The sequence below is a fragment of the Mesorhizobium sp. B2-4-6 genome (assembly GCF_006442775.1).
GTDB lineage: Bacteria > Pseudomonadota > Alphaproteobacteria > Rhizobiales > Rhizobiaceae > Mesorhizobium.
On record NZ_VFVI01000002.1, the window covers coordinates 422,543 to 447,584 of the forward strand.

The 25,042-nt window shown below is 61.9% G+C and carries 20 protein-coding genes and 1 pseudogene; 6 read left to right on the forward strand and 15 right to left on the reverse strand.

The features are described 5' to 3' along the window. The first annotated feature begins 29 nt into the window (after window positions 1–29). Window positions 30–2,354, forward strand: a complete 2,325-nt coding sequence (locus FJ957_RS07940; protein ID WP_140830264.1) for an NADP-dependent malic enzyme — start codon at window positions 30–32, stop codon at window positions 2,352–2,354. Between the two features lie 17 nt (window positions 2,355–2,371). Here FJ957_RS07940 and FJ957_RS32155 read toward each other — a convergent pair whose 3' ends face one another. Then, on the reverse strand, window positions 2,372–2,656 hold the full coding sequence (locus FJ957_RS32155) for a DUF1287 domain-containing protein (protein WP_348642555.1): 285 nt from the start codon (window positions 2,654–2,656) through the stop codon (window positions 2,372–2,374). A 1-nt stretch (window position 2,657) separates the two neighbouring features. Next, window positions 2,658–3,014, reverse strand: a pseudogene (locus FJ957_RS32160) (DUF1287 domain-containing protein); the annotation flags it as partial. Window positions 3,015–3,233: 219 nt separating this feature from the next. Between FJ957_RS32160 and FJ957_RS07950 the strand changes: the two are divergent. Next, window positions 3,234–4,460 (forward strand): DUF2865 domain-containing protein, encoded by a 1,227-nt coding sequence (locus FJ957_RS07950; RefSeq protein WP_140830266.1) that lies wholly within the window; start codon window positions 3,234–3,236, stop codon window positions 4,458–4,460. Here FJ957_RS07950 and gltX read toward each other — a convergent pair. Next, window positions 4,378–5,751: a glutamate--tRNA ligase gene (gltX, locus tag FJ957_RS07955; RefSeq protein WP_140830267.1), complete on the reverse strand. Its 1,374-nt coding sequence runs from the start codon at window positions 5,749–5,751 to the stop codon at window positions 4,378–4,380. The two genes, FJ957_RS07950 and gltX, sit on opposite strands and share 83 nt — an antisense overlap. Before the next feature lie 713 nt (window positions 5,752–6,464). Between gltX and FJ957_RS07960 the strand changes: the two genes are divergently transcribed. Then, the gene (locus FJ957_RS07960; RefSeq protein WP_140830269.1) at window positions 6,465–10,241 is read left to right on the forward strand and encodes a vitamin B12-dependent ribonucleotide reductase; all 3,777 of its coding nucleotides are present in this window, start codon (window positions 6,465–6,467) and stop codon (window positions 10,239–10,241) included. Between the two features lie 294 nt (window positions 10,242–10,535). Here FJ957_RS07960 and qatD read toward each other — a convergent pair whose 3' ends face one another. From qatD to qatA, 4 genes are all read right to left on the reverse strand, one after another. Next, on the reverse strand, window positions 10,536–11,285 hold the full coding sequence (gene qatD / locus FJ957_RS07965) for a Qat anti-phage system TatD family nuclease QatD (RefSeq protein WP_140830271.1): 750 nt from the start codon (window positions 11,283–11,285) through the stop codon (window positions 10,536–10,538). Beyond that, window positions 11,278–12,660 carry a Qat anti-phage system QueC-like protein QatC gene (gene qatC, locus FJ957_RS07970; protein ID WP_140830273.1) on the reverse strand — a complete coding sequence of 461 codons (1,383 nt, stop codon included), beginning with the start codon at window positions 12,658–12,660 and terminating at the stop codon, window positions 11,278–11,280. The genes qatD and qatC overlap by 8 nt, the downstream gene beginning before the upstream one ends. Further along, window positions 12,657–13,331, reverse strand: coding sequence for a Qat anti-phage system associated protein QatB (gene qatB / locus FJ957_RS07975; protein WP_140830275.1), 675 nt, complete (start codon window positions 13,329–13,331; stop codon window positions 12,657–12,659). Before qatB ends, qatC begins: the two co-directional genes overlap by 4 nt. A 256-nt stretch (window positions 13,332–13,587) precedes the next feature. Beyond that, the gene (gene qatA, locus FJ957_RS07980; RefSeq protein WP_140830277.1) at window positions 13,588–15,543 is read right to left on the reverse strand and encodes a Qat anti-phage system ATPase QatA; all 1,956 of its coding nucleotides are present in this window, start codon (window positions 15,541–15,543) and stop codon (window positions 13,588–13,590) included. Between the two features lie 993 nt (window positions 15,544–16,536). Between qatA and FJ957_RS07990 the strand changes: the two genes are divergently transcribed. Then, window positions 16,537–17,019, forward strand: a complete 483-nt coding sequence (locus FJ957_RS07990) for a hypothetical protein (protein WP_140830281.1) — start codon at window positions 16,537–16,539, stop codon at window positions 17,017–17,019. 9 nt (window positions 17,020–17,028) lie between these two features. Here FJ957_RS07990 and FJ957_RS07995 read toward each other — a convergent pair whose 3' ends face one another. From FJ957_RS07995 to FJ957_RS08030, 8 genes are all read right to left on the reverse strand, one after another. After that, entirely contained in the window at window positions 17,029–17,532 is a 504-nt protein-coding gene (locus tag FJ957_RS07995) for a hypothetical protein (RefSeq protein ID WP_140830282.1), read from the reverse strand. Between the two features lie 111 nt (window positions 17,533–17,643). Beyond that, the gene (locus tag FJ957_RS08000; protein WP_140830284.1) at window positions 17,644–18,354 is read right to left on the reverse strand and encodes a hypothetical protein; all 711 of its coding nucleotides are present in this window, start codon (window positions 18,352–18,354) and stop codon (window positions 17,644–17,646) included. A 167-nt stretch (window positions 18,355–18,521) separates the two neighbouring features. Continuing rightward, on the reverse strand, window positions 18,522–18,851 hold the full coding sequence (locus FJ957_RS08005; RefSeq protein ID WP_140830285.1) for a hypothetical protein: 330 nt from the start codon (window positions 18,849–18,851) through the stop codon (window positions 18,522–18,524). Between the two features lie 176 nt (window positions 18,852–19,027). Further along, on the reverse strand, window positions 19,028–19,561 hold the full coding sequence (locus tag FJ957_RS08010; protein WP_140830287.1) for a hypothetical protein: 534 nt from the start codon (window positions 19,559–19,561) through the stop codon (window positions 19,028–19,030). Window positions 19,562–19,883: 322 nt separating this feature from the next. Beyond that, window positions 19,884–20,438 (reverse strand): His-Xaa-Ser repeat protein HxsA, encoded by a 555-nt coding sequence (gene hxsA / locus FJ957_RS08015; RefSeq protein WP_140830289.1) that lies wholly within the window; start codon window positions 20,436–20,438, stop codon window positions 19,884–19,886. After that, complete coding sequence (hxsC, locus tag FJ957_RS08020; protein ID WP_140830290.1) at window positions 20,435–21,544, reverse strand: His-Xaa-Ser system radical SAM maturase HxsC; 1,110 nt, start codon at window positions 21,542–21,544, stop codon at window positions 20,435–20,437. The genes hxsA and hxsC overlap by 4 nt, the downstream gene beginning before the upstream one ends. After that, window positions 21,541–22,950 (reverse strand): His-Xaa-Ser system radical SAM maturase HxsB, encoded by a 1,410-nt coding sequence (gene hxsB / locus FJ957_RS08025; protein WP_140830292.1) that lies wholly within the window; start codon window positions 22,948–22,950, stop codon window positions 21,541–21,543. The genes hxsC and hxsB overlap by 4 nt, the downstream gene beginning before the upstream one ends. Then, window positions 22,947–23,222: a hypothetical protein gene (locus tag FJ957_RS08030; RefSeq protein WP_140830294.1), complete on the reverse strand. Its 276-nt coding sequence runs from the start codon at window positions 23,220–23,222 to the stop codon at window positions 22,947–22,949. The genes hxsB and FJ957_RS08030 overlap by 4 nt, the downstream gene beginning before the upstream one ends. 324 nt (window positions 23,223–23,546) lie before the next feature. Here FJ957_RS08030 and FJ957_RS08035 point away from each other — a divergent pair, with 324 nt between their 5' ends. Next, window positions 23,547–24,011, forward strand: a complete 465-nt coding sequence (locus tag FJ957_RS08035; RefSeq protein WP_140830296.1) for a hypothetical protein — start codon at window positions 23,547–23,549, stop codon at window positions 24,009–24,011. Window positions 24,012–24,097: 86 nt separating this feature from the next. Further along, window positions 24,098–24,874, forward strand: coding sequence for a thermonuclease family protein (locus tag FJ957_RS08040; protein WP_246685785.1), 777 nt, complete (start codon window positions 24,098–24,100; stop codon window positions 24,872–24,874). Window positions 24,875–25,042 lie beyond the last annotated feature (168 nt).

Consider the following 25,042-nt stretch of genomic DNA (forward strand, 5'->3'; position numbering starts at 1 on the left):
CTCCAAATCAGGAACAGAGGGAGGGCCGGATGGACGGCGAGAACAAGAAAACGGCCCGGTCGGACCTCGACGAGGCCGCCCTCTTCTTCCACAAGCATCCGACACCGGGAAAGCTCGAAATCCAGGCGACGAAGCCGCTCGGCAACCAGCGGGACCTGGCGCTTGCCTATTCGCCGGGCGTCGCCGCGCCCTGCCTCGAAATCCGCGACGACCCGGCAACCGCCGCCGACTATACCGCCCGCGCCAACCTCGTCGGCGTCGTTTCCAATGGCTCCGCCGTGCTTGGGCTGGGCAATATCGGTCCGCTCGCCTCCAAGCCGGTGATGGAAGGCAAGGCGGTGCTGTTCAAGAAATTCGCAGGCATCGACGTCTTCGACATCGAGATCGACGCGCCCGAGATCGACCGCATGGTCGAGACCGTCGCGGCGCTCGAACCGACCTTCGGCGGCATCAACCTCGAGGACATCAAGGCGCCTGAGTGTTTCGAGGTCGAGGAGCGGCTGAAAGCCCGCATGGGCATCCCGGTCTTCCACGACGACCAGCACGGCACCGCGATCATCGTTGCAGCCGCGGTGCTCAACGGGCTGGAACTGGCCGGCAAGGCAATCTCCGACATCAAGATCGTCACTTCCGGCGCGGGTGCCGCGGCGCTCGCCTGCCTCAACCTTCTGGTCTCGCTCGGCGCCAAGGTCGAAAACATCTGGGTCACCGACCGTTTCGGCGTCGCCCACAAGGGTCGCGTCGAGGAGATGGATCGCTGGAAAGACCCGTATGTGAAGGATACCGAGGCGCGCACGCTGGCCGACGTCATTCCCGGCGCCGACGTCTTCCTCGGCCTTTCCGCCGCCGGCGTGCTGAAGCCGGAGTTGCTGCAGCATATGGCGCCGAAGCCGCTGATCCTGGCTTTGGCCAACCCTAACCCCGAGATCATGCCGGAAGCGGCAAGAGCCGCGCGGCCGGACGCCATGATCTGCACCGGGCGCTCGGATTTTCCCAATCAAGTCAACAACGTGCTCTGCTTTCCTTACATCTTCCGCGGCGCGCTCGATTGCGGCGCCAGCGCCATCAACGAGGAGATGAAGATGGCGGCGGTCCGCGCCATCGCCGCCCTTGCGCGCGAGGAGCCGTCGGATGTCGCGGCGCGCGCTTATTCCGGCGAGACGCCGATGTTCGGCCCCGATTTCCTGATCCCCTCGCCCTTCGATCCGCGCCTCATCCTGCGCATCGCGCCGGCGGTGGCCAAGGCTGCCTGCGACACCGGCGTCGCGACGCGACCGATCGCCGACTTCGCCGCCTATATCGACAAGCTCAACCGCTTCGTCTTCCGCTCCGGCCTGGTGATGAAGCCGGTGTTCTCCTCCGCCAAGGCTTCAAGCGCCAAGCGTGTCATCTATGCCGACGGCGAGGACGAGCGCGTGTTGCGCGCGGCGCAGGTGGTGCTGGAGGAAGGCATCGCAGAACCGACCCTGATCGGCCGCCCGCATGTGGTCGAGGTCAGGCTGAAGCGTTACGGTCTGCGCATCCGTCCGGGCGTCGATTTCGCCCTGATCAATCCGGAGGACGATCCGCGATACCGTCATTATGTCGACCTCTTGATCGAACTTGCCGGCCGGCGCGGCGTGACGACGGAAGCCGCCCGCACCATGGTGCGCACCGACAACACGGTGATCGCGGCCCTGGCACTGAAGCGCGGCGACGCGGACGCGATGGTCTGCGGCCTCGAAGGCCGCTTCGAACGGCATCTGCGCAATGTCTCGCTGATCATCGGGCCTCGCGCCGGCATCAAGGACTGGGACCTGTCGACGCTGTCGATGCTGATCTCGCAGCGCGGCATCGTCTTCCTCACCGACACGCATGTCTCGGTCGACCCGACCGCGGAGGAGATCGCCGAAATGACGGTGCTGGCGGCGGAGGAGATCCAGCGTTTCGGCATCGAGCCGAAGGCAGCGCTTCTGTCGCATTCGGATTTCGGCTCCCGCGATTCGCCGAGCGCGCTCAAGATGCGCCGCGCGGCGGACATCCTCGGCCGCATCGCGCCCGGCTTGCAGTGCGACGGCGAGATGCATGCCGATACGGCGCTGTCGGAGCATCTGCGCCAGCGCGTCTATCCGCATTCCAGGCTGAAGGGCGAAGCCAATCTGCTGGTCTTCCCGAATCTCGATTCGGCCAACATCACGCTGACGGCGCTGCGCGCTATGATGGACGCGCTGCATGTCGGGCCGATCCTGCTCGGCACGGACAAGCCCGCGCATATATTGACGCCGTCGGTGACCTCGCGCGGCGTCGTCAACATGACCGCGCTCGCCGTGGTCGAGGCGGCGCACAAGGCGCAGGCGCTGGTCGATCTGGGTTAGGGTGTGTTGAGGCCTCCCTAGGCAGGCGCGAAGCGGAAATGCCCCGTCCGCCTGAAGACAAATAGCGTGTCCTCCTCGCGGGCGCCCCGGCCGATATTGTGGATGACCAGTGGCCGTTCCGGTGCCTCGGTCGAGCGGTTGGTGGAGACGATGGCGATATGCGTCAGGTTGCCGGGCAGCATCTGGGTGACGAGATCGCCCGGCTGATAGTCGGCAGGATCGTCGCTGACGGCCAGCGAAGCCCCCCCGCCGTTCGAAGAACACGGCGAGATTGGGCACCCTGCGGTGGTCGATGTTCGGATCGGTCGATTTCAAGCCCCAGGCCTTGGGATAGGCGGAGAAATCGGCCACCATGTCCTCATGCACCAGCTTTTGCAGGTCGAGCCGGAAGGCGCGGCGATAGGCGCGGATCACGACATCCGTGCACACGCCCCGGTCCTGGGCGACATCGCCGCCGGGATAGGGGATGCGGGTGTAAGTCGGATCATAGAGCGTGGTGACGCCGATCTGCCTGCGCGCGGCATCGACCAGCCTGAAGGTCCATTCAGGCGTGGCGATCTTCGCCATCGCCTCAGGCGTGGCTTTCCTGGCCATCGCGTGCGGCACCGCCAGGAACAGAAGGCCGAGCCGCAGCGCGGTCCGACGGGTAACCGGGATCATGCACCGCCCCTTTCTTGCAAGCCGAGTTCGCGCAATTGGTCCCGCGCGAAAGCGTCTTTTTTGGGCCCTCGGCGTCTTGCGGCCGGCGACGGAAGGTTGTGTTTCCGGTTGAAAACGCTTCGCGCCGAATTGTTCCTGGGTCCGGTGGGTCCGACTCTGGCATAGTCGATTAACCACGGCAGCGTAGCTTCGGGTCGAACAGGCGATTTGGGGTTTCGGATGAAAGGCGCGGGGTTGAAGCTGACCCAGCTGATGGCGCTGCTTGCAGCGATTGCAGGCTCGGTCGTCGCCGTGACCGGGTCCGAGGCGGCCTCGCGCGCCTGCAGGCAGCTTGAAGCCGAACTCGCCGCGACACGCGGTGGCGGCGGAGGGCCGGTCATCGTACGCAAATATGATGATGCCATCCAGCGACAGCGCGAGCAGCTTGCGAAGGTCCGCAGCCGCGCGAGCGACGCCAATTGCGGCTTCACGCTGTTTTCGCGCAATGTCAGCCAATGCGCGGCGATCAATGCCTCGATCCAACGCATGAACGCCAATCTCGACACGTTGCAAGCCAAGCGCGAGCGGCTCGCCGCCGGCGGCACGCGGCGCGACCGCAGCCGCATTCTGGCGGCGCTCGACGCCAATGGCTGCCGCGACGACGAGATCGCGCCGCGCCACGCCCCGCTTCGGGAGGCGGCCCGCGACAATGGCGGCGGCAATCTGTTCGAGCAGCTTTTCGGCCGCCAGGACCAGCAGCTCGAAACGCCCGATGGCCCCGATATGCCGGACTCGGAGGTGCCGCCCGATGATCCGAGCGTGCGCAACATCCGCCGCGTCATCGACCCGCCGGACGGCATGGACCTGCCCCGGCCGGCCGGCGAGTTCCACACCATGTGCGTGCGCACCTGCGACGGCTATTTCTTCCCGATGTCCAACGCGGCATCCGCCGGTGACTTCGAGCGCGACCAGAAAAACTGCGAATCGAGCTGCCCGGGCACCGAGATGCAGGTCTTCTATTCGCGTGGAATGGACGACGACTCTGGCTCGATGACCTCGTCGGCAACCGGTCAACCCTACAGCGAGCTGGCGACCGCCTATCTCTATAAGCAGGCCAATTATTCACGGCCGCCGACCTGCGGCTGCAACGCGCAGGCCGGCAACTTCACGATCATCGGCGGCAACCCGCCCAATCCCGAACTGTCGCAGCCCGACGGCGAGGCAGCGCCCTTCATTCCCATGCCAGCGTCCAAGCCGGATCCCGGCGCCGATCCGGAAACGCTCGCCAATGCCGAGGGCGGGCTCGACCAAGAAGCGATCAAGCGGCTGACCACCAAGGTGCCGGTGTCGCCGGTCTCGGCGCTGCCGCCGGATCAGCGCAAGGTCAGGGTCGTCGGGCCAGCGTTCCTTCCCGACCCATCAGCGGCAATAGATCTGAAAGCTCCGGCCCCGACGTCCGCCCGGTAAGGGCAAGCCTCAGCGGCATGAACAGCGGCTTGCCCTTGCGCCCGGTTGCTTCCCTGATCTTGCCGGTCCAGTCCTTCCACACCGTACCGTTCCACGGTTCCTCCGGCAAAAGCTCGAACGCCTGATTGAGGAAATCGCGGTCCTCGCCGGAAAACTCGGCCGGTTCCTGCGGGCCCTCACTCAGGATTCGCCACCAGGCGACCGCGTCCGACAGGCGGTCGAGATTGCCGCGCACGGCCATCCAGAACGGCTCGGCTTTGTCGCCGGAAATGCCCAGCACTATGAGCCGGTCGCGCGCTTCCTCGAACGGCATATGATGGATCAGCGTGCGGTTGAGCACGAAGAGCTCGTCCGGGTCGAATTTGGAGGCGGACTTGGACGTCGCAGCCGGGTCGAAATGGCCGGCAAGCTCGTTGAGATCGTGCGCGGCGGTGACGTTTTCCGACGTGCCGACAAGCACCGCCAGCGAACCGACCGCCATCGGCTCGATGCCGTCGTCGCGCAGGCTTTCGATCGACAGCGCGCCGGTGCGCTTCGAGAGCCCCTCGCCCGACACGGTAGTGAGCAGATTGTGGTGGCCGAAGACCGGCGGCTCGGCGCCGAGCGCCCTGAAGATGGCGATCTGCACGCCGGTGTTGGTGACGTGGTCGTCGCCGCGAATGACGTGGCTGACGCCCATATCGATGTCGTCGACCACCGAAGGCAGCGTGTAGAGATAGGTGCCGTCCTCGCGCACCAGCACTGGATCCGACAGCGAAGCGAGGTCGACGGTCTCCTCGCCGCGCACCAGGTCGTTCCAATGCACTTCGGTCCGTTCGGGCTGCAGCGGATCGCCGGTGAAGTTGGGCAGCAGGAAACGCCAATGCGGCCGGCGGCCATCCGACTGGTATTCGGCCACCTGCTCCGGCGTCAGCGTCAGTGCCTCGCGGCCATAGACCGGCGGCAGGCCGCGCGTGCGACGCACCTTGCGGCGCAGATCGAGTTCTTCAGGCGTTTCGTAGCAGGCATAGAGCACCCGCGCCGCCTTCAGCCGCTCGACCGCGGCGTCATAAATCTCGAAGCGGCGCGACTGGTATTCGGTGACATCCGGGAAGATGCCCAGCCAATGCAGGTCGTACAGGATGGAATCGGCATATTCCTGCTTCGAGCGGGCAATGTCGGTGTCGTCGAAGCGCTGGATGAAACGGCCCTTGTTGTTCATGGCGAAAAGCCAGTTGAACAGCGCGGTGCGCGCATTGCCGATATGGATGCGGCCGGTCGGCGATGGGGCAAAACGTACGGTAACTGTCATGAGCGGGGCGTAGCGGATGCTTTTGGTGTTGACAAGGCGCGCCCCCGCGCGAACGCAACAGATAGTGCAAGCCAGCTAAAATGAAAAGCCGACGGCCCGACACGGCTTCGCGGCAGATTGATAAACCGCGTCAAGTGCCTGCGAACCCAAGCTTCCTATGTCCCCGTTATCCACATGTGTGACACACAAGATGTTGGGGTCACAAAAGCTACAAAAACGAATCCTTGACGGGTCGGAACGAGTCGCTTTTTATAGGCCATGCGCTCCTGTTGCGGGCGCGACCGGAGAGTTTCGAGCCCGGTCTTTTTTCCCGGATTTTGTGCGTTTTGCCCGGATTTCCGCCTGTTCACGAGGCCGGCGGAGACGTGGGGATCTTTAGGGCTTGGGTGGACGAAAGGGAGAATTGTCGGTCTGGAAAAAATGATCTGTTAACACTATATTTAGTGTTTGCAGGCAGGCTCGACGCTAGATAGTGTGAACCTCCCTCTACGGAGGGAATCGACAAAAGTTTCAGTTTAGGGACCCGCGAGGGTCGGCCTGCAGCCCGGGCAGATGCTTGGGAAAGCGTCTTGCTGTCTGCGTGCCGGCACTTGCGACGAGGAGAGTGCCGGCGCTGCTCGCAATGCCGGCAAACGGCGGACTGTGCTTTTCGCCTGGTGGGGCAGAAATCCCCAGGGAAAAGCGCTATATATAGATACAAAGGGACCGGACCAATGCGCATCGAGCGTCGCTTCACCAAGCCAGAACAGTCTGCCTATGCGGAGATCGAATTCCGCAAGGCTTTGTCGGAGATCAAGAATCCCGACGGCTCGGTGGTGTTCCGCCTCGATAACATCGATGTGCCGGCGCAGTTCAGCCAGGTCGCGGCCGACATCCTGGCACAGAAATATTTCCGCAAGGCCGGCGTGCCGGCGCGCCTGAAGAAGGTCGAGGAGAACGACGTTCCCTCCTTCCTGTGGCGTTCGGTTGCCGACGAGGCTGAGCTCGCCAAGCTGCCCGAGGCCGAGCGCTATGGTTCGGAAACCGACGCCCGCCAGGTCTTCGATCGCCTCGCCGGCACCTGGACCTATTGGGGTTACAAGGGCGGCTACTTCAAATCCGAGGACGACGCGCGCGCCTTCCGCGACGAGCTCGCCTATATGCTGGCCACCCAGCGCGTCGCGCCGAACTCGCCGCAGTGGTTCAACACCGGCCTGCACTGGGCCTACGGCATCGACGGCCCCAGCCAGGGCCACTTCTATGTCGACCCCTTCACCGGCAAGCTGACCAAGTCGAAGTCCTCCTACGAGCATCCGCAGCCGCATGCCTGCTTCATCCAGGGCGTGCAGGACGATCTCGTCAACGAGGGCGGCATCATGGATTTGTGGGTGCGCGAGGCGCGCCTGTTCAAATACGGCTCCGGCACCGGCTCGAACTTCTCGATGTTGCGCGGCGAAGGCGAAAAACTGTCCGGCGGCGGCCGCTCGTCCGGCCTGATGAGCTTCCTCAAGATCGGCGACCGCGCGGCGGGCGCCATCAAGTCGGGCGGCACGACGCGCCGCGCGGCAAAAATGGTCATCGTCGACGCCGACCACCCGGATATCGAGGACTTCATCGACTGGAAGGTCAATGAAGAGCAGAAGGTCGCCTCGCTGGTGACCGGCTCCAAGATCGTCAAGAAGCATCTCGAAGCCATCATGAAGGCCTGCGTCAATTGCGAAGGCCATGGTGACGACTGCTTCGATCCGGCTTTGAACACCGCGCTGAAGCGCGAGATCAAGGCGGCCAAGAAGGACGCGGTGCCGGAGAACTACATCTACCGCGTCATCCAGTTCGCCAAGCAAGGCTACACCTCGATGTCGTTCAAGACCTACGACACCGACTGGGATTCGGACGCCTATCTCACCGTCTCCGGCCAGAACTCCAACAACTCGGTGTCGCTGAAGGACAACTTCCTGCGCGCCGTCGAGGCCGATGGCGACTGGCAGCTTACCGCCCGCAAGGACGGCAAGGTGCTGAAGACGCTGAAGGCGCGGGATCTGTGGGAAAAGATCGGCTACGCCGCCTGGGCTTCCGCCGATCCGGGCCTGCACTTCAACACGACGATGAACGACTGGCACACCTGCGCTTCCGCCGGTGCGATCCGGGCCTCCAACCCGTGCTCGGAATACATGTTCCTCGACGACACGGCCTGCAACCTCGCCTCGATCAATCTCCTGCCCTACCGCAACGAGGACGGCACGATCGACATCGCGGCCTACGAGCACACCGTTCGGCTGTGGACCGTCGTGCTCGAAGTCTCGGTGATGATGGCGCAGTTCCCGTCCAAGGAGATCGCCAAGCTCTCCTACGACTACCGCACGCTCGGCCTCGGCTACGCCAATATCGGCGGCCTGCTGATGACCTCGGGCATCCCTTACGACTCCGACGAGGGCCGCGCCATCTGTGCGGCGCTCACCGCCATCATGACCGGCGTAGCCTACTCGACCTCGGCCGAGATGGCTTCCGAGCTCGGCGCCTTCCCGGACTATGACCGCAACGCCCAGAACATGCTGCGCGTCATGCGCAACCACCGCCGCGCCGCCTATGGCGACAGGGACGGCTACGAGAAGCTCGCCGTCAACCCGGTGCCGCTGGTCGCCTCCGACCTTAAGCAGCAGGCTTTGGCCGAGCATGCCCGCGCCGCCTGGGACCGCGCCATCGAGCTCGGCGAGGAGCATGGCTACCGCAACGCGCAGGCGACTGTCATCGCGCCGACCGGCACGATCGGTCTCGTCATGGATTGCGACACCACCGGCATCGAGCCCGACTTCGCACTGGTGAAATTCAAGAAGCTCGCCGGCGGCGGCTATTTCAAGATCATCAACCGCGCCGTGCCGGAAGCGCTGCGCACGCTGGGCTACTCCGAAAGCCAGATCGCCGAGATCGAGGCCTACGCGGTCGGCCACGGCAACCTCAACCAGGCGCCCGGCATCAACCCGTCCTCGCTCAAGGCCAAGGGCTTCAGCGACGAGAAGATCGCGGCGCTGAATGCGGCGCTGAAGTCGGCCTTCGACATCAAGTTCGTGTTCAACCAGTGGACGCTCGGCGCCGACTGGGTGAAGGAGACGCTCGGCTTCACCGACGAGCAGCTCGGCGACATCTCCTTCGAAATGCTGCCGGCTCTCGGCTTCTCGAAGAAGGACATCGACGCCGCCAACATCCATGTCTGCGGTGCCATGACTTTGGAAGGCGCGCCCTTCCTCAAGGCCGAGCATCTGCCGGTGTTCGATTGCGCGAGCCCCTGCGGCAAGATCGGCAAGCGCTCGCTCTCGATCAACAGCCACATCCTGATGATGGCGGCCGCGCAGCCCTTCATCTCCGGCGCCATTTCCAAGACCATCAACATGCCGAACGAGGCGACGGTCGAGGACGCCAAGAACGCCTATATGCTGTCGTGGAAGCTGGCGCTGAAGGCGAACGCGCTTTATCGCGACGGCTCGAAGCTCTCGCAGCCGCTCAATGCCTCGCTGCTCGCCGATGGCGAGGAGGACGAGGACGAGGCGGTAGAGCAACTGATCGCCGCGCCCGCCGCGCAGCGCGCCGTGCAGGTGACGGAAAAGATCGTCGAGCGCGTCATCGAGCGCCTCTACCGCGACCGCGAAAAACTGCCGAACCGCCGCAAGGGCTACACCCAGAAGGCCGTCGTCGGCGGCCACAAGGTGTATCTCAGGACTGGCGAATTCGACGACGGCCGCCTGGGCGAGATCTTCATCGACATGCACAAGGAAGGCGCCGCCTTCCGCGCGATGATGAACAACTTCGCCATCGCGATCTCGCTCGGCCTGCAATATGGCGTGCCGCTCGACGAATATGTCGAGGCCTTCACCTTCACCAAGTTCGAGCCGGCCGGCATGGTGCAGGGCAATGACGCGATCAAGAACGCGACGTCGATCCTCGACTATGTGTTCCGCGAGCTCGCCGTCTCCTATCTCGGCCGCCACGACCTCGCCCATGTCGACCAGTCGGACTTCGACAAGACCGCGCTTGGCCGCGGCATCACCGAAGGCAAGGCGACGCCCTTCTCCAAGGGCCTCTATCGCGGCGCCTCGCCGGTGAAGCTGGTGTCTGGCATCGGCTCAGAGCCCAAGGGCTTCGGCGGCTCAGCCCCGGCGACGACCCCTGCCCGCGCGGCGCCCACCGCCTTCGCCGGCTCCAACGTGCTGGCGCTGAAGCCGGCCAGCGACGAGGCGCTCGCCTACAAGCGCGACTATGAGGAGCGCGCCCGGGAACTGGCCGAGGATATGGTGGAAGAAGAAGCCGAGGCCGCCGGCGGCGCCGAAGCTTTATTCACCGACGCCGCCGCCAACGAGGCGGCCGAAGCGAAGAAGCTCGCCGCGACAAGGCGCCAGCAGTCGCTGCTCCAGGGCTACACCGGCAACGAATGCTCCGAGTGCCACAACTTCACCATGGTGCGGAACGGCACCTGCGAGAAGTGCGACACGTGTGGCTCGACGAGCGGGTGCAGCTGAGACTGAGCGCAAGCGACCCTGACGCGTCACTGAATCTCGCTCAACGTCAAGGTAGATCGCTCATTCGACACACAAAGTCTGCTCACCCTGATATGAAATAGCAAAAGAAGGCCCGAACGTCGCATCGTTCGGGCCTTCAGTGCGAGTAAGCAGGCCGACTTTCGACCCGCGCGTTGGGACCGTTACCTGGCTGTCCGGTCCTTGGCTGCAGCGGTTAAATAAAGGCTGTCATTCGTTAAGGGTCCAAATTCCGACGCCACCGGGTCTTCTCCATCGAGAACGGAGACTCAAACATCACACTGTCAATAGGCCCCTCATATTCCGCAGGACGTGGCTCGCGACTTCCGCGCGCTCTATGCCAAGCGCAGGTGCGCAGAGATCCAACGCCATCCGAACGTCTTTTGGGCGTGCGGGTCCCGACAGTCCTTCTGCAAAAGGTCCGTCTGTCTCGGTGAGGATCCGGTCGAGAGGAATCACCGACGTTATGATCGAAGCGATCCGTTCATTGCTCAGCATCGGCACGTTCACCGAGAACCAGCAACCCATTTCGACGGCGCGCCGGGCCTCCGCCTTGCTTCCCGAGAACCAGTGAAGCACGACCTTCGAGCGTCCTGGCGGCAGATGCGCCTCGATCATGTCGAGGACCGGCGTCGCAGCCCTCACGCTGTGAACCGACAAGATACGGTCGCCCAGCGTTGCGCAGGCTTCCAGAACCCGACGGAACACTTCTCGCTGTAGGGGGAGCGATTTGAAATGCGCCGGACCCGCGTCCAGGCCCACCTCCCCGACATAACGCGTTTCTGGCAGAAGCTTCTCCCAGAGCTCGATCTCATTGCCGTGAGTCGTGACGAGCTGCGGGTGGATGCCCAAAGCCGCGCGCACGTGCTTGGTGGCTGCAGCAGCGTCACGGTTCCTGGCCCACGCCCGCGGCGTAGTGGTCACCGCAAGCGTGTACACCCTTCGCGCCTCGCACTCACGGACGATCTGCTTAAGGTCCGGAAAGAGATCGAGATGGCAATGGAAGTCTACGAGCGGTTCATTCACTTCGTTGGTCCAGTGGAGCGGCTCTGACGCGCTTCAGAAGTTCCGCCACCTCTGCCATGCCGTCTTCGTAAACCCTAACCAGTTCGGGAACCTTGGCCGCGTCTTCTGCGAGGGAGCCGGGTTTGTAAATCCAAAGCTTCGCGAGTTCGGGATTCTTAGCCAACCGGGCGATGGTGAACTGGAATCCACGGATCTGCCGTCCCTTGGCCTTGTTGGTATCCATAATTTCGGCGGTGAGGTCCGGAACGGCGTAGCCGGTCTCGTCTTTCGGCGTCCATGGTGCCTTCAGCAACGACGATCTCCTTATGATGCAAGGAAGGCAGTAGCCGCAGTGCGACTCGCTTCCCGCCGACCAACGCTTCGTCGAAGGATGGGCGCAGGAGACAGACATCGGCGCGAGCTTCTGTAGTGCATCGGCATCGACACATTCGGCGACCATCTGCCCCTTGGTGCGATTCCAGTAAGGATTCTCGATCGTCGCATCGATCCCGATCTTGTCGAGCAACTCGTTCCATCGGTGGATGTAGAACGGATGAGTGGTCCTTGTGCTGTTGCTCCCGAGCCGGGTCTCGTCTAGCGGGACGTTGAGCGAGATCAATCCGTTCTCGGGCACACGCAGTGTGAACGACTTCCTCAGAGCGGTTCCGGCGAATATTCCTAGCGCGATGAACAGGAAAGAGCGCCCCCGGGTCGAATTCTCCCCTGCGATCCCTTCGAAAACGTGGTGTGGGATCACCATCCCTAGCCGCACACGTGCTAATGGCTTCTTGGAAATGCCTAGGCTGTCCAACGTCCTGAAAAGCCGACGCTGAGGGCCGCTAACACCACCCTCTCCGCCATGGCTGACGAATAGTGGCCGTCTACCGCCCTTGAGTTCGTCGATCGCACCGATGAGGCTGTCGAGACCGCCCGAGAACAGTGATACGCCGTCGAAGTCCTCCCGCCGGATAACCCGCGGCACGCGACTGGCGCCGGGCCTCTTTCCGGCCAACGCCCTAAAGCGAACTTTCCATAGATCGCCAGTCAGGAACCTGAGCATCCGGTCGAGAGTCGGGACCGCCGCGTTCCAACGATCAGGATCGCTGACCGGGACAACAACGGAAAGCTCCCGTGTCCACCCATCCTGGGCAGTTTGAAACCTGCTGACCCTCGTGTCGGCTGTATGGACTAGCGCGGCCAGGGTGATCAGATCAACGCCGATCGCAGTCGGGGAAAGACTCATCGCCGCCATTCGCATGAGCGTTCGATCAACGCCGAATGCGAGATGTCCACCTGTATTCAGTAGATCGAAGCGAGTGACAACCTCGTCCACTTCAGCTTTCAGGCGGTACCGGTCTTCGTGTCCGAGCACGCCGGAGATTACGTATCTAGTCATGCGGGTTCTCCGGCTGCATCGTCGCCATATGTCCCGAGGACGGCCATCGCCCATTCGTATACGCGGTCTATCGTCTCGCGTATGGCGCTGCGCGCGAACAACTTGCCAGTCCTTGCCATGGCCTCTTTCACCGCGCCACCAACGAACTGCCTGACATCCGCCTGCGCCAACTTTACCTGTTCAATGTCCTTGGGCAGCAATACGATGCCCGATGCGATGCCGTTCTTGATCCGGTTGTCGATGGTTCCGGCGATGAAGCGTTCGATCAGGAGATTGATAGTGTCCACCGATGGCTTCTCGAGGTCGATTTCCGGCACGGCAATGATTTCCTCGAGCGCATGCATGTAGGCATCGCGGTTCATGGCGTCTTCGAGGTCGCCGCCGTCTCCGCAGATGAAGTCGACGAGGGACGCGTAGATCTCTGCGAGGGATCGGCTTGCGAGCGCTTCGAGGTTCAGTCGTCGGACGGTTTCGCGAATGCCTTCGTTCGCCGCTTCGAAGAGGATGTCACCGAAGCGTGCGACGGCTCCGCCGCTCGCTGATGACAGCCGCCGTGAGGCATTTCCTGCACCGCCCGATCCCTGTCGGACAAACGATCCGATCGACCTGGAAAGTCTGTCTAAGCCCTTCTTCCTGTCGCCGCCATCGCTCGATCGCAGACGCTTGTTCATAAGCGTTCGCCCGGGCCTGAAGTAGGTCTTCGGGTCTTGCTCCTCTGCGGACTGTGCAGGCTTCCGATCCGCCGGATCCCGGCGTTGGTCATCACCTGGAGGCGGATTTCCATCATCCGAGGGCGGCTGGGCTGGGGCGTCTTCGGGAAGAGGCCCAGGTGGTATTGGGGGCCCGCCCGGCGGTGCGTCGTCCAGCCAGCTAGGGAGCAGAGGATTCCCGTTCTTGTTACCGCGGAATGGTGTTGACGTCCCCATGTCAGCCGCCCTTCGCTTTTGCCATCACTTCGACGGCTTTCCTCAGCGGAGCCCCTCCCTCTTTCGACCACCTGGCTTTCAGTTGCTCGAATCGCGTTACTGCAGTGCTCGACGTGAAAGTGCTGGTGAACTTGGAACTCGCCCACGACCCGAGGCTGCCAGGAGGCAGTTGTTCCAGCACTTCCACGTATCGTCCCTGGTAAGCCGGATGGGCCGCGACGATCCCCGACAGCGCATTTACGGAAGCGGGCTGAGTGCTCAACGACTTCTCCATGAGGAGCATCGACTTGAACTGGCTGAAGACCTGCTCGACTTCGGCACCGTCGAGTTGTTGGATATCCGGACGTGCAGATGCAACCGCGAACTCGCCTCCGAGGAGCTTCTGGACGAGCGCTCTCAGCTTCGCGGACATCGGCTTTGAGCCTTCGACGAAGTTCTGCCTGTCGTTGACGACGAACAGGTAGGGTTTCAGGGAAATCTTCCCGATCCGCGGCTCGACGCGAGCCCAGCGGACCACCTCGGGCTGGGTCGCCCATTCCGCAGCCAGTTCGAGACCATCCGTGGACAAGGCTTCCGACTTCGCCTCGTCTTCGTCCGCCTGTCCCGGCGCGGACGCTCGAACGAGAGCTTCAAGCGTCGCGACATCCCCACATAGGCCGTCCTCCGAGGATGCGGCGGTGGTAGCCATGTGCTTGAACATAGAGTCCGGCAGGTACATCTCCGCCAACATGAACTTCGCCAGCACTGCGGCATCGATCGCATCCCCGAAGCCTCGGGCTTCTGCGATAGCCAGGCGGAGGTTGAGCGCGTTGATGAACCTCTTGATCTGCCTTGGATTGCCTTGGGTTCCCTGTGCCAACACCGGGCTGATGGTGTCTGCGGTAGCCGCAAGACGGGCGACACCATCCGGGACAGCGACGAACGCCGCCGTCAGGTCGTCGTCGCTTAGGGCCTTCCGCTCCCACGGCTGCGCCAGCAATTCACGTGCGCGTACGAGAAGTTTCCTGAACGAGGCATGGTCCTCACCAACGGCCGTCCCGATCAGCAGCATAGTTACGTAAATACGGGTTTCGGCCTCGCCCAAGGACGGTATCCTGAAAGGAACCTGGATCAGCTTCTCCAGGTAAGCCCTTGGATATCCACCCCTGATCTTGTCTTCAGGAAGGTCCTTGAAGTGGTCCTTCACCGCATATTCGATCATCGCCTCGTCCGCACCGATGACGAACGCGGTGTTCGGAAGCGATACGAACAGACGGATGGCCTCGAGGGTCTGGATCGCTGTTTCTGGAAGGCAACGGTCCAAATCGTCGACGAGGACGACGAGACGCTTGACCCCTGTCTCCTTCAGGAGTTGACCGAAGGCTTCCTTGAAATCCCAAAGTTCCTTAGGCACGGATGCCTGGCCGGGTGAGTCCCTGAGTACGCCCCTTACCTCGGATAGGGCCGTCCGCGCGTTCTCCGCAGTGGCGACGGTGCCAGGATTCGTGGCGAACGACTCCGCCATCGCCATCATCGTCATGAGCGGTACTCCCATGGCGAGATCCATCGCCACGCCTCCGGCGCGCTTCGCCACCTTCAGAAGGTCGATGCTCTTGAGGATCCGCTTCAGAAGGGCCTTGGCCTCGTTTCCAAGCGTCCTGTTCTCGACGAGCTGCGTGACGATACCTTCGATCAGGGCGATCTTGGCATCCTCGAAGCCTTGGAATTCCCATCCGTTGAAACGGATGCACAGGCTGCCGCTGTCCTTCGCGGAGCCTTCTCCGAACGCGTGCTCCAACATATGAAGAACGCTCGACTTGCCTGCGCCCCAGTCACCATGGACGCCTACGGTCACTGAAGTCTTAGATCTGCAGATCAGATCCACGATGACCTTGGAAATTGCCTCGTTACGAAGCAAGTCGACCTTCGTCTCCTGATCTGCAATGTAACCGAGCGATGCTACCGTAGAAGAACCCATTGGACCGTTCCGAATCTTATGCTTCGATTTCAATCGTAGCGAGATAATAGATAGGTGCGAGTCCCATCCCTTCCTGATCCTCGGAAATTCACAGTGCTGTTCAGATCTTTGCTCGCAAGTATGCGAGGTCGTGCTCGGTCGGCTCCTGGAAATCTTCCGCGGGGCCCAGGACGGCGACCAGTACGAGGTCCTCCACATCCCCTCAGGCAAGGCCAGGACGCATAACGGAGGAGGCCTCTTCGCGTTCGAGAGGCGATCGATGGGCTTTCTACTGGGAAAAGATCGCCTTTATAAAATTCGTGGTTTCCAGCGACGTAGATGCAAGTCATTGCGTGGGCGACGTGCTTTGCCAGCCAGCGCATCCCATCGGCTGGCGCGCGGCAGAGGTCTCCGGCGACAATGCAGACGTCGGCCTCAGGAATGACTAGCGGCTCCCGCAGGTCAGCGACTTCGAGGTGCAAATCCGAGATGAGCCAAATTTTCATTTTTTCAGTTCCGATTGGCTATGCTGGAAAACGGCCTGGACAGGTGTCCTCATGTTGGTAGTGAACACGGCTCGATGGCGCAGTTCCCGTCCACCGGAACCCGACTGGCGCAACGACAGAATCGATGTTGAATGCCATCCTTTTTTCGCTCCCTTTCCTGGATCAATTTGAGTCGTGGCTGGTGCGACATCAGGGAACTCGGCCGGAGAAACTCAGACGTCGCTGCCGGGCATTCCACTCTGATATCGATAGTCATCCGATACGTGAATCCACTGACAGCTTAGCTTCTCAAATCGGGGGCGGCCGTCCATCCACCTCATATCCTGGCTGCTTTTGGTGCCGGGGTCGCTTTTCGCCTCACATATGAGCTGTTTTCGAAAGCCGCATTGAAGAGCGGGATGCTGTCTGCCCGGTCGGCCGGCCTCGCCCGCTGAGATGAACGAAACCTTCACCTCCAGCTTGCTATCGCTGCAAGCTGACGGCTTGGCGAACGGTGAAGGGCCTCCAGATGACCGACTTCTCGAACTTGAAGACGAAGTACCCTGACCTAATTCCGATCCGGATGGATTTCGAGTGCGGACCGGGATGGGAAAAGGTCCTGGACAAGTATTTCGGCGAAGTGGCCGTCGCCCTGCCGTCAGGAACGCGCCTGCGCCTCGAAAGGGTCTACGAGAAGTATGGAAGCCTGAGGGTTGACGCAATGCCCGAGGGCCCTGTGGCGAACTTGGTCCACCTTGCGCTAGACAAGGCGGAGTTCCTCGCCGACTCGCGCTCCTATCGATACTGCGAGACCTGCGGCGAGCCGGCCAGCCTCCGAGACAAGCACTGGCTTTACGTTGCGTGCGAAGCCCACGCCAACGGAGCGCCCCCTCTCCCGCCAGACGAAGGTGGGATTAAGCTCGACGGCGTTGCCTACGAATATGATGAGGGCCTGGACGACTTGGTCGTTGTCACACCGAGGGCGAAACGTCCGACTGGGGCGAAGCGTTGACGCTGTGCCTCAGAGTGTGAATTTGGCTTCTCTCTCGGCGGCTCGCAGACGATAGAATTCCCGCGCGACATGGTCTTCGATTTGGGCGTGGGGATGCTTCGATGGCGTCAGGCGGTCAAGCCCATCCGGCGTGAAAATGTCACCGACCTGAACTGCTGCGTCGCCCGGGTCGTCAACCTGCAGAACCCAATCCCGCGAAGGCACCTCGCCTGCCACAACGAAGGGGTCGCCCCAGCTGCGCATGCCATCGTGGCCGGCGGTGAGCTTCAACCCGTTAAGGTCACCCCGCGGAAGCGGCAACAGGCTGGCCAATTCGCGCGCGGCCCGCAGATTCATGTTCGCCGCGTAGACCGCGTACTGGGCATCGGCTGTCCGGATCGTCAGGCGAGCCGCCCTGTGGTTCGGGCCTTCGTGGTCGAGCGGAAATGGGAAAATCATGCTTTCGAGGACGGCGAAACCCTTGCGGCCCACCTTGAAAAGATTGTGACTTACGGAGAACGGTTCTGCCGACATTTTCGAGCTCCAGTTTCCGCAATAGCTTGCGTTCGCTGGAAGCAAGAATCGATGCCTCTGCCGCGCACTGCCGGCTAAGCAAGGGATGAAAGAAGGCTTCGGACGCTTTCTTCATTGGCGTCGGGGATGTGCACTCACGGCGACATTACTCAACCGCATTCCCCTGATGTGGGGCGCGGCCAGCAGGGCGACCTGCCTGCCCGAAAGGTCCCCCTTCATGGCAGAGGCGACTGCTCCAATGGCACTCCAGACCTCCGGCACGGCAATGAGTTTGATCACAGTGGATCTGACCCTGGCTACCGCAACAGCCAAGTCGTCATCGCCAAAGCCAGCAAGTCGGGCATCTCGTCTGAAATCCGTTCGATCGCCGATGCAGGGGTCGCTTAGGAACACCTCCTCCCATGTCGCCCCGGTCAGTCGGGCCTCGGCAGCCGCCCCCATGGCGGTGACGATCATCTTCGCTTGTCCTGAAATGGCTCGCTGCTCGGCCGTGCCAAGGGTCAATAGCCGGGCGTTGAATTCATCCGCAGAAATCGACCCGCTGCCCGGATAGGCCTGCGTGTAGGCAACTGCCAGTACCTTGGATACCGCTGGCCCGTAGCAGATCGCCGCCGAGTTCAGCACAATCCTACCGTCTGCGCTGCGCCAACTGGGCCCAGTTCCGATCTGGATGCTATCGACCCCCATCTCGAAAAGGTATCCCATGTCCTCGGCGGCAAGCAGTCGGGCGACCGCGTGGCCTGCCTCGTGCACAGCCGTGATGCGGTCAATAGTTTTCCTTCGCGCCTGCGCTTGCGCGGCACGCCTAGCGGTGCGGTTCATGACGATCCCTAGTTCGTTGGTGTGCCCAGCCGTCTTTCGTTGCCGACCGGCTTAGCTACATAAGAAATGCTGACGTCGATTGGTGGTAGGTGCAACCCTGAAAGACGCCTCGACGGTGCCGTTATACAGGTGGGCCGGCGCCCACCTGTATTGGGTAGCTCACTGCCCTAACTCTGCTGGATCCTCGGGCCCATCGGATTCCACTCCCTCAGGAGGGAGGCAGCGGCCTCCTGCGGAAAGTCGAGTGCATGATCACGCTGCTGCGGCCAACTCGCCGGCGAACACACCCTCGCAACGGCGCACTGCACTCCGCTCTGGTCAGCCATCTTCAGCCGGAGGACGCCGCGGTCATCGTCGGTGTGCTCCTTGGTCTCATCGACAACGAGAATGATGTCCCGCCGGATGCGGAGACGTTCGGCGGTCTCTGCGGAAAGCATGAAGTTGAATTCGATGGGGAAATCAGGTTCGTCGCGAATCGGAACCAGGATCTTCCTCATACGGGGTTCAGACTTGGGGGTAGATTCGGAGTTGGGCATGCTTGGATCCTTTCGTTGGTAGGAGGCGGCTGCGCTCCCCGGGATTGGGGTACACGCTGGCAACCGCGGCATCGTCGAATGCCGCGTTGGTCTCAGTTGGGGGGAGCCGCCCAAATGGCGGCTTCGAATTCGAGACCCTAGGAGAGCGTGCCCGGGTCGACAGGCAGCTCTGACCAGTCGAAAGCCTCGCCCGCCTTCTGGGAGCGATCACGCTCACGGAGATAGAGAACTTCCCAGCGCTGTCCGGTCCGTCGGTAGAAGCGAGCCAGGGCATCCAACGCCGGGTCGACATGCCCGAAAACATCGCGCTGGATATTCGCCTCCTTCATGTCGGCACCTTGCACGACCGGGACGAGCTTGCAGCCGCGCCGCAGCGGGTCGCCGTCGTACGCCATCTCCGGCTTCTGGATCACGTCGTCCGGCAGGAAGAATACGGCGGGCCGCCAGTAGGTAGGGATCGACGGGAACCCAGGCACGAGCACGATCGCGGTCGCCCTGCGAGCGTACGTGCAGTAGTGCCCTGCGCGCACCAGACTCTCGTCTGTGAGATGCCAGCCATCGGGTGCGTTGCCTACGCCGAAGCGGAGGTCGAGGTCGCCGGGAGAAACGTACTCAGGCAACGGACGCGCATGCGCCGCGATAGCCTGCTTGATACGATCGGTGATATCCAAGATTTGGTTCCTTCCTTTGACACGATAAATGACGTCGCTCACCGGGTGGCGAGGGTCATATGCGTGCGAAAGAAAGGGCGCTCTTGAACATGGGCGATCCTATACATAGGCGATCCGGGAAAGTCTAGATCCCTCGCAATAAAAAGTTGGCGAACTGAATAGTTAATCTTGTTTATATCCATTCGTTGCATTTTTACGAAGCTAAGCTTCAATCCGCGCTCGAGAGCCAGCCACGATAGCTGCCCTATGCAGGGCAGAGGTTGCCAAGCATTGTAGCGTCGAGCACCTGAGCAGGTCAGGCGACAGCAAAATCAAGCCCTCCCTATCTGGCCTCTATCCTTAGCGCAGTCAGCGTCTCGGGAGTGATCGTCCCGGTTACCTTCAAAAAGTAGTCTGCCTGCATGCGTAGCAGCCCGGCTCTCAACTCCGGATTCATCTCGCCGTCTATCTCGCCGTTGTAGTAGCCGAACGCGAGCAAGGCGAACTGGACCTCCTGGACGATCTCCTTGAACTTGTAGGCGTTGCCTGGAAGTGTCTTCAGCGGTGCCGGCACTGGCGCGATAGCGGGCGCCTGGTAGGTCGGCGCGGGCGTGGACGGCGCGCTATACAGCGGAGCGGATTCACTCGGCGCTGGCGGGATGTAGGAATAGCCGCCGGTCGACGACCTATGACTCGAGTGAGAACTATGGCTGCTGTGACTGCTGTGGCTGCTATGTCCGGCCAGCGTATACAGGTGGTCGAGCTTGAAGATATCGAAGAGGGACTTCGTCTTTCCGAGGTCGCCGTCCAACGTTGGTTTGGCGGGCAGCGCCTGTGCATTGGCTGGCAAGAATCCCGCCGCGAGCAGCGACGGTATCGCGAAAAGCCGCTTCTTCATTGGATAGCCCCCAAGTTGCTGTATCCGTGGTTAGCTGGATGCCACTCGAAAAATCCCCCGCACCGAGCTTTCAACGAGCATCCGTCGCACTCTTCCCGGTAGGCACGCTTCCAGTCGGAGATCGTGGCCGGCGCGAGATGGCGGTATCCTTCCGGCACCGTGCAGAGCGGGAAATTGTAGAGCCAAGCGTCAATCCCGCGGCTCCTCACGAGATCGATGGAACGGCCGACAACATCGAAGCCTTCCGAACTGTCGTAGAAGAGCGTATTCCAGTTCATGCGGCCGTAGCCGATGTTCTCCATCTGCATGACTGCCCAGGTGCGGATGAAGGGAAGCGTCGACGCGATGAACCGTGCCAGACCAAACAGCCCGTCGGCGTTTGGGCGCATCAGCACGGTGCGAAGCTCTACCTGTGCACCCAGACGGCACATCAGAGCCAAATTCTCCAAGAGCCGTGCGTGCGCGCCCGCCTTGCCGACGATCTCGTCATGCACGCCCGCATCGCGGGAATAGAGAGGGATACCCCAGACCACCCTGCCCCGCTCGATGTGGCCCATCGCGTCCCGATCGGCTTCTTCAAAGTGCTGGCCATTCGTCAGGACGTGGAAGGAAAGGTCCGGGCGCGCCTCGAGCACGCTCTGGAGAAATCGGAACAGCTGAGCCTTGGAGAGCGTCGGCTCCCCGCCCGAAACCCCGATCGTCGCGCCTTCCGGAGCAAGCAACGCAGCAGTCTGGAAATGCGGGAATAGGTCGACGTGGTGCTTCTTGGGCGGCTGGGAGCACATCAGGCAAATCTGGTCGCACCGCTCGGTAACCAGGAACGTGTTGTGCTGCGACGAGCTGCGGATAAGGCGGTCCGCGGTTCCGCGCCGCGGGTTCACGAGCAACACGTCTCCATCCACTTTGGAAGGATCGATGCCAAGGATTCGGATCGGACCGCCCTCGCCGACGTAGTCAGCCCCTTCCGGGCCGACGCGCTCCAGCGCGGCGTCGAAAGGGTTCAGTTGTTCAGTCCTTTGCTCGCAGACTGCGGTCTCGAACGAGCGAAGCCGGACCACGAAAGGCTGGTCAGCGTTTGCTTCCACCTTGATGCGCAGGGGTATCATGGGTGCGCCGGCGCCATGTCACCGGTCCAGCCGGCAACGCCGAGCCATGCGGCCACCGAGGCGCGCGTTGGCTCGTCCTTTCGGTAGAGAACCTCAAAGACCTTGTCGAAGAGCGACAGATGCCGGCCGCAGAACCATGTGTCAGGCCGCGGAACGTCGATCCGGCCATACCGGGAGATATCGTCGATCACGTCGGTGCCGCAGAACGGCTGATAGGCGCAATGGATGCAATCTGGATCGAAATGGTTGAGTGCCCCCGAATTGAGAACGTCTACCTTTGCCCGGTCGATTCCCGTCCCGACGTCACCAATGCTGAGATCGATACGGCCGATCCTGGACAGCATCCGGGCCTCGTCGGTAGGGTAGAAGCGGCCGTCGTGGTCTATCACGGCGTAGTCGGAGGCGAAGAAGTTCGGGTTGCGTATGTCGACGTGGTTGTCGGCATCGAAGCGGAGCACACGCTTCAGGCACTGGCTGAAGTAGTATTCCTCCATAAAGCGCCCAGTGCGATGGTTGCGAGCGATCAGCAGGTCGATGAATTCGCAATGAAGGCGATTCCAACGCGCAAGGACGTTGTCGCCCTGCTGGATCTTTCGCGCGAATCCTTGGTGGTTTATCGGGCGAAGGTAGACGGACCGGACTCCGTAGCGTTCGTAGTTGTCCAGCAGCGCCTCGAAGTCCGGTGGGTTGGCAACGTCCACCGTCGGCAACGCCGATATCTTGCCCTTCGGATAGCGCGAAACGGCTGCCTCAAGATTTCGAAAGAAGGCGTCGGTGACTTCGCTTCCATGCGTGCGCTGGCGCTCATGCGTTATACGGTCTCCGTCAAGGGAGGTGCTGATGAAGGTGTCGTCGGCATCCAAGAACGCCCATGCGCGAGGATCCAGTCGCTGCAAGTTCGTGCAGACGACGAACTGGCATTGGGAAAACTTTTCCCGGCAGAAGTCGCGCACGGCTTCCATCAAGTCGACCCGCAACAGGGGCTCGCCACCCTGGAATTCGATCTTGATGTCGGGACCTTCCAGACTGTCGAGAAACGTAAGGACACCGGCGAGGATTTCGGGCGACCAGTCGAACCCGCGGGCCTTTTCGGGAGCGCGGGAAACCTGGCAATAGCCGCAGGCAAGGTTACAGCGGAGGGTCGGCACGAGGATGACGTAGTTCATTCTCGTCGGCCTCGACTGCCGCCGCGCCCACCTGTAGGCGAACGAGGTCCAGTGAAGGTCGAACTCCTTGTCGAAGCCGTGATTTCCCTCCCTCAGGAATGTCTCATCGGCGGGAGACAGGTTGTCGGTGGCGTACCGATCCAGGAAGCCGTGGCTGGACTTGAAGAACTCGCCTGCGTCATCGGAGAACAGCAACGACCCGTCCGGCATCTCGCGGAACTTCAATGGCCATACGTTCATCGGCTTGTCACCGCGGCGACAAGCGCCTCACGCGTGACTAAGGTTTCCGCATATATTTTCTCGCGATAGACGGCGTGCAAAATATCTTTCCGAAGCTGGTCTTCGGCAATGCCGCCCGATGAGCCTATTGATATCGTGTCGCCCTTCCACACAAGGCGGCAATTGGGGTAGAGTGCCTGCAGCCGAAGCATCGCGGCATCGGCGTGTTTCTCGAACTGCGGCGGAATATCCACCACAAATTCGGCTTCAATAGCGTTCCGAAGTTTCGTCATTTCCCCACCCCGCGCGATAATGCGCGGCGAGACTCGAACAATCAACGCATATTTGCTTTCTTCTTTCGTCTTTTCGCTCCATCCACTCGTTGAAATACTGTTCTTCGTTCATGACTACCTTTCTCGCGCGGCGGCGAATTCCCCTCATTGCGCCACGGGTCGGGGCATCGACGCCCGTCTGCCTCTTGACGATCTGCGGCAAGTCGTCTGGCATGAGCAGCCGGGGCATAAGCCATTGGAACTAGATGCCTGGGACGCCCAACTGAAACAAAGCTGTAGACAGCCGTTGCGAAATGCCCCCAGTATTCGGCGGGGGATCAATCAATGAAGGCGATGGCATTTCTTGCGGGCGCTTCCGTGTTCATCGGCGGCTGCTCGACGAACATAAATGTTTCCGATAGCGATCTTACGGCTCAGAACACCATAAACCTCTGTCGCGCGCTCGCGACCAGCACCGACGACAAGTATCGAAGTCGTGTCGCGGCCCTTCTAACTCGCCGCGGTGCAACGGCCGAGAAGTGCATTAGGCTCATACAGACAGACAACGCCGTTGCGACTGGAATAGCGGTTGCGGGGGTCGCTGCGGCGGCCGGCGCCGCCGCAAAGAATGGCGGCGGGGGCTACTATGTTCCACGGCCACAGTATGGCGTCGCCTGGGACCAGTTCTACGGGCCAAACTACAATCTGATCTGGCGGTGTCGCGACATGGCGACCGGGCAGTTCGTCTACGACTATTACTGCGCTGGCATGCCTATGATCGATTCGACGTGGCCCGGCTGGTCGGCATAGGCGCGGCAATGGACAGATCGCGGCACGACAACCGCTCGGGTCAGTGGCGAAAGCGCACTGGCGCCAGGCGTCGTCGCGCAATCTTGTTGGCCAGCGTTCCGAAGCGGCTGGTCTTCGTCACGGTCGCCGCAGCCGCGGTCTTGGTCACTCAGTTCGTCATGCAGTACAGCGGCGACGTGCCCGACATCAATCTATCGAACTTGGTCGGGCCGAAGTCGGCGCCGATCGCTGGCGTTGCCTCTGTCATCGACGGCGACACGATCGAAGTGCACGGCCAGCGCATCCGCTTCAACGGCATCGACGCGCCCGAGAGCCGACAATATTGCGACGACGCCAAGGGCTTCGAATATCCTTGCGGGCGGCGCTCGGCCGAAGCGCTGGACACCTTCCTGACGGCCTCTAGGCCCGTCCAATGCACCTTCGTGAGTTGGGATCGCTATCATCGCTTCGTCGGGGACTGCCGGCGTGCGGATGGCGCCAGTATCGCCGCCTGGATGGTCGAGCACGGCCAGGCGCTGGATTGGCCCAGATACAGCCACGGCGCCTACGCACAGCAGCAGGCGCAGGCTGAGGCGGCAAAGGTCGGTCTGTGGGTCGGAGCGTTCCAAGCGCCCTGGGAATGGCGCTCTGAACACCGCGGCGGTGACGGCGAGCAACCGTCATCCACCCTTTCCTTGTTCGGCTCTGGCTCCGGTGGCTGCGACATCAAGGGGAACATCAGCATGAACACCGGCGAGCGCATCTATCATGTGCCGGGCCAGGAGCACTATGACGAGACGGTAATTTCGACTGGCAAAGGAGAGCGCTGGTTTTGCAGCGAAGACGACGCGCGCGCAGCCGGATGGCGCAAAGCCGGGAGATAAGGCGATGCCTTCGCCAGGACTGCGAACATGCCTTCGGGATCGATCCCATCTCGGAGATTTTTGATGCAGCTCGCTCCTCGATGCTGCCGTGTCTGCCCACTTGGTCAGCAACAGGCAAGCGGAAAGTCTGCAAGTCGCCCGAGTGTGTGGTATACAGACATCAGCGCT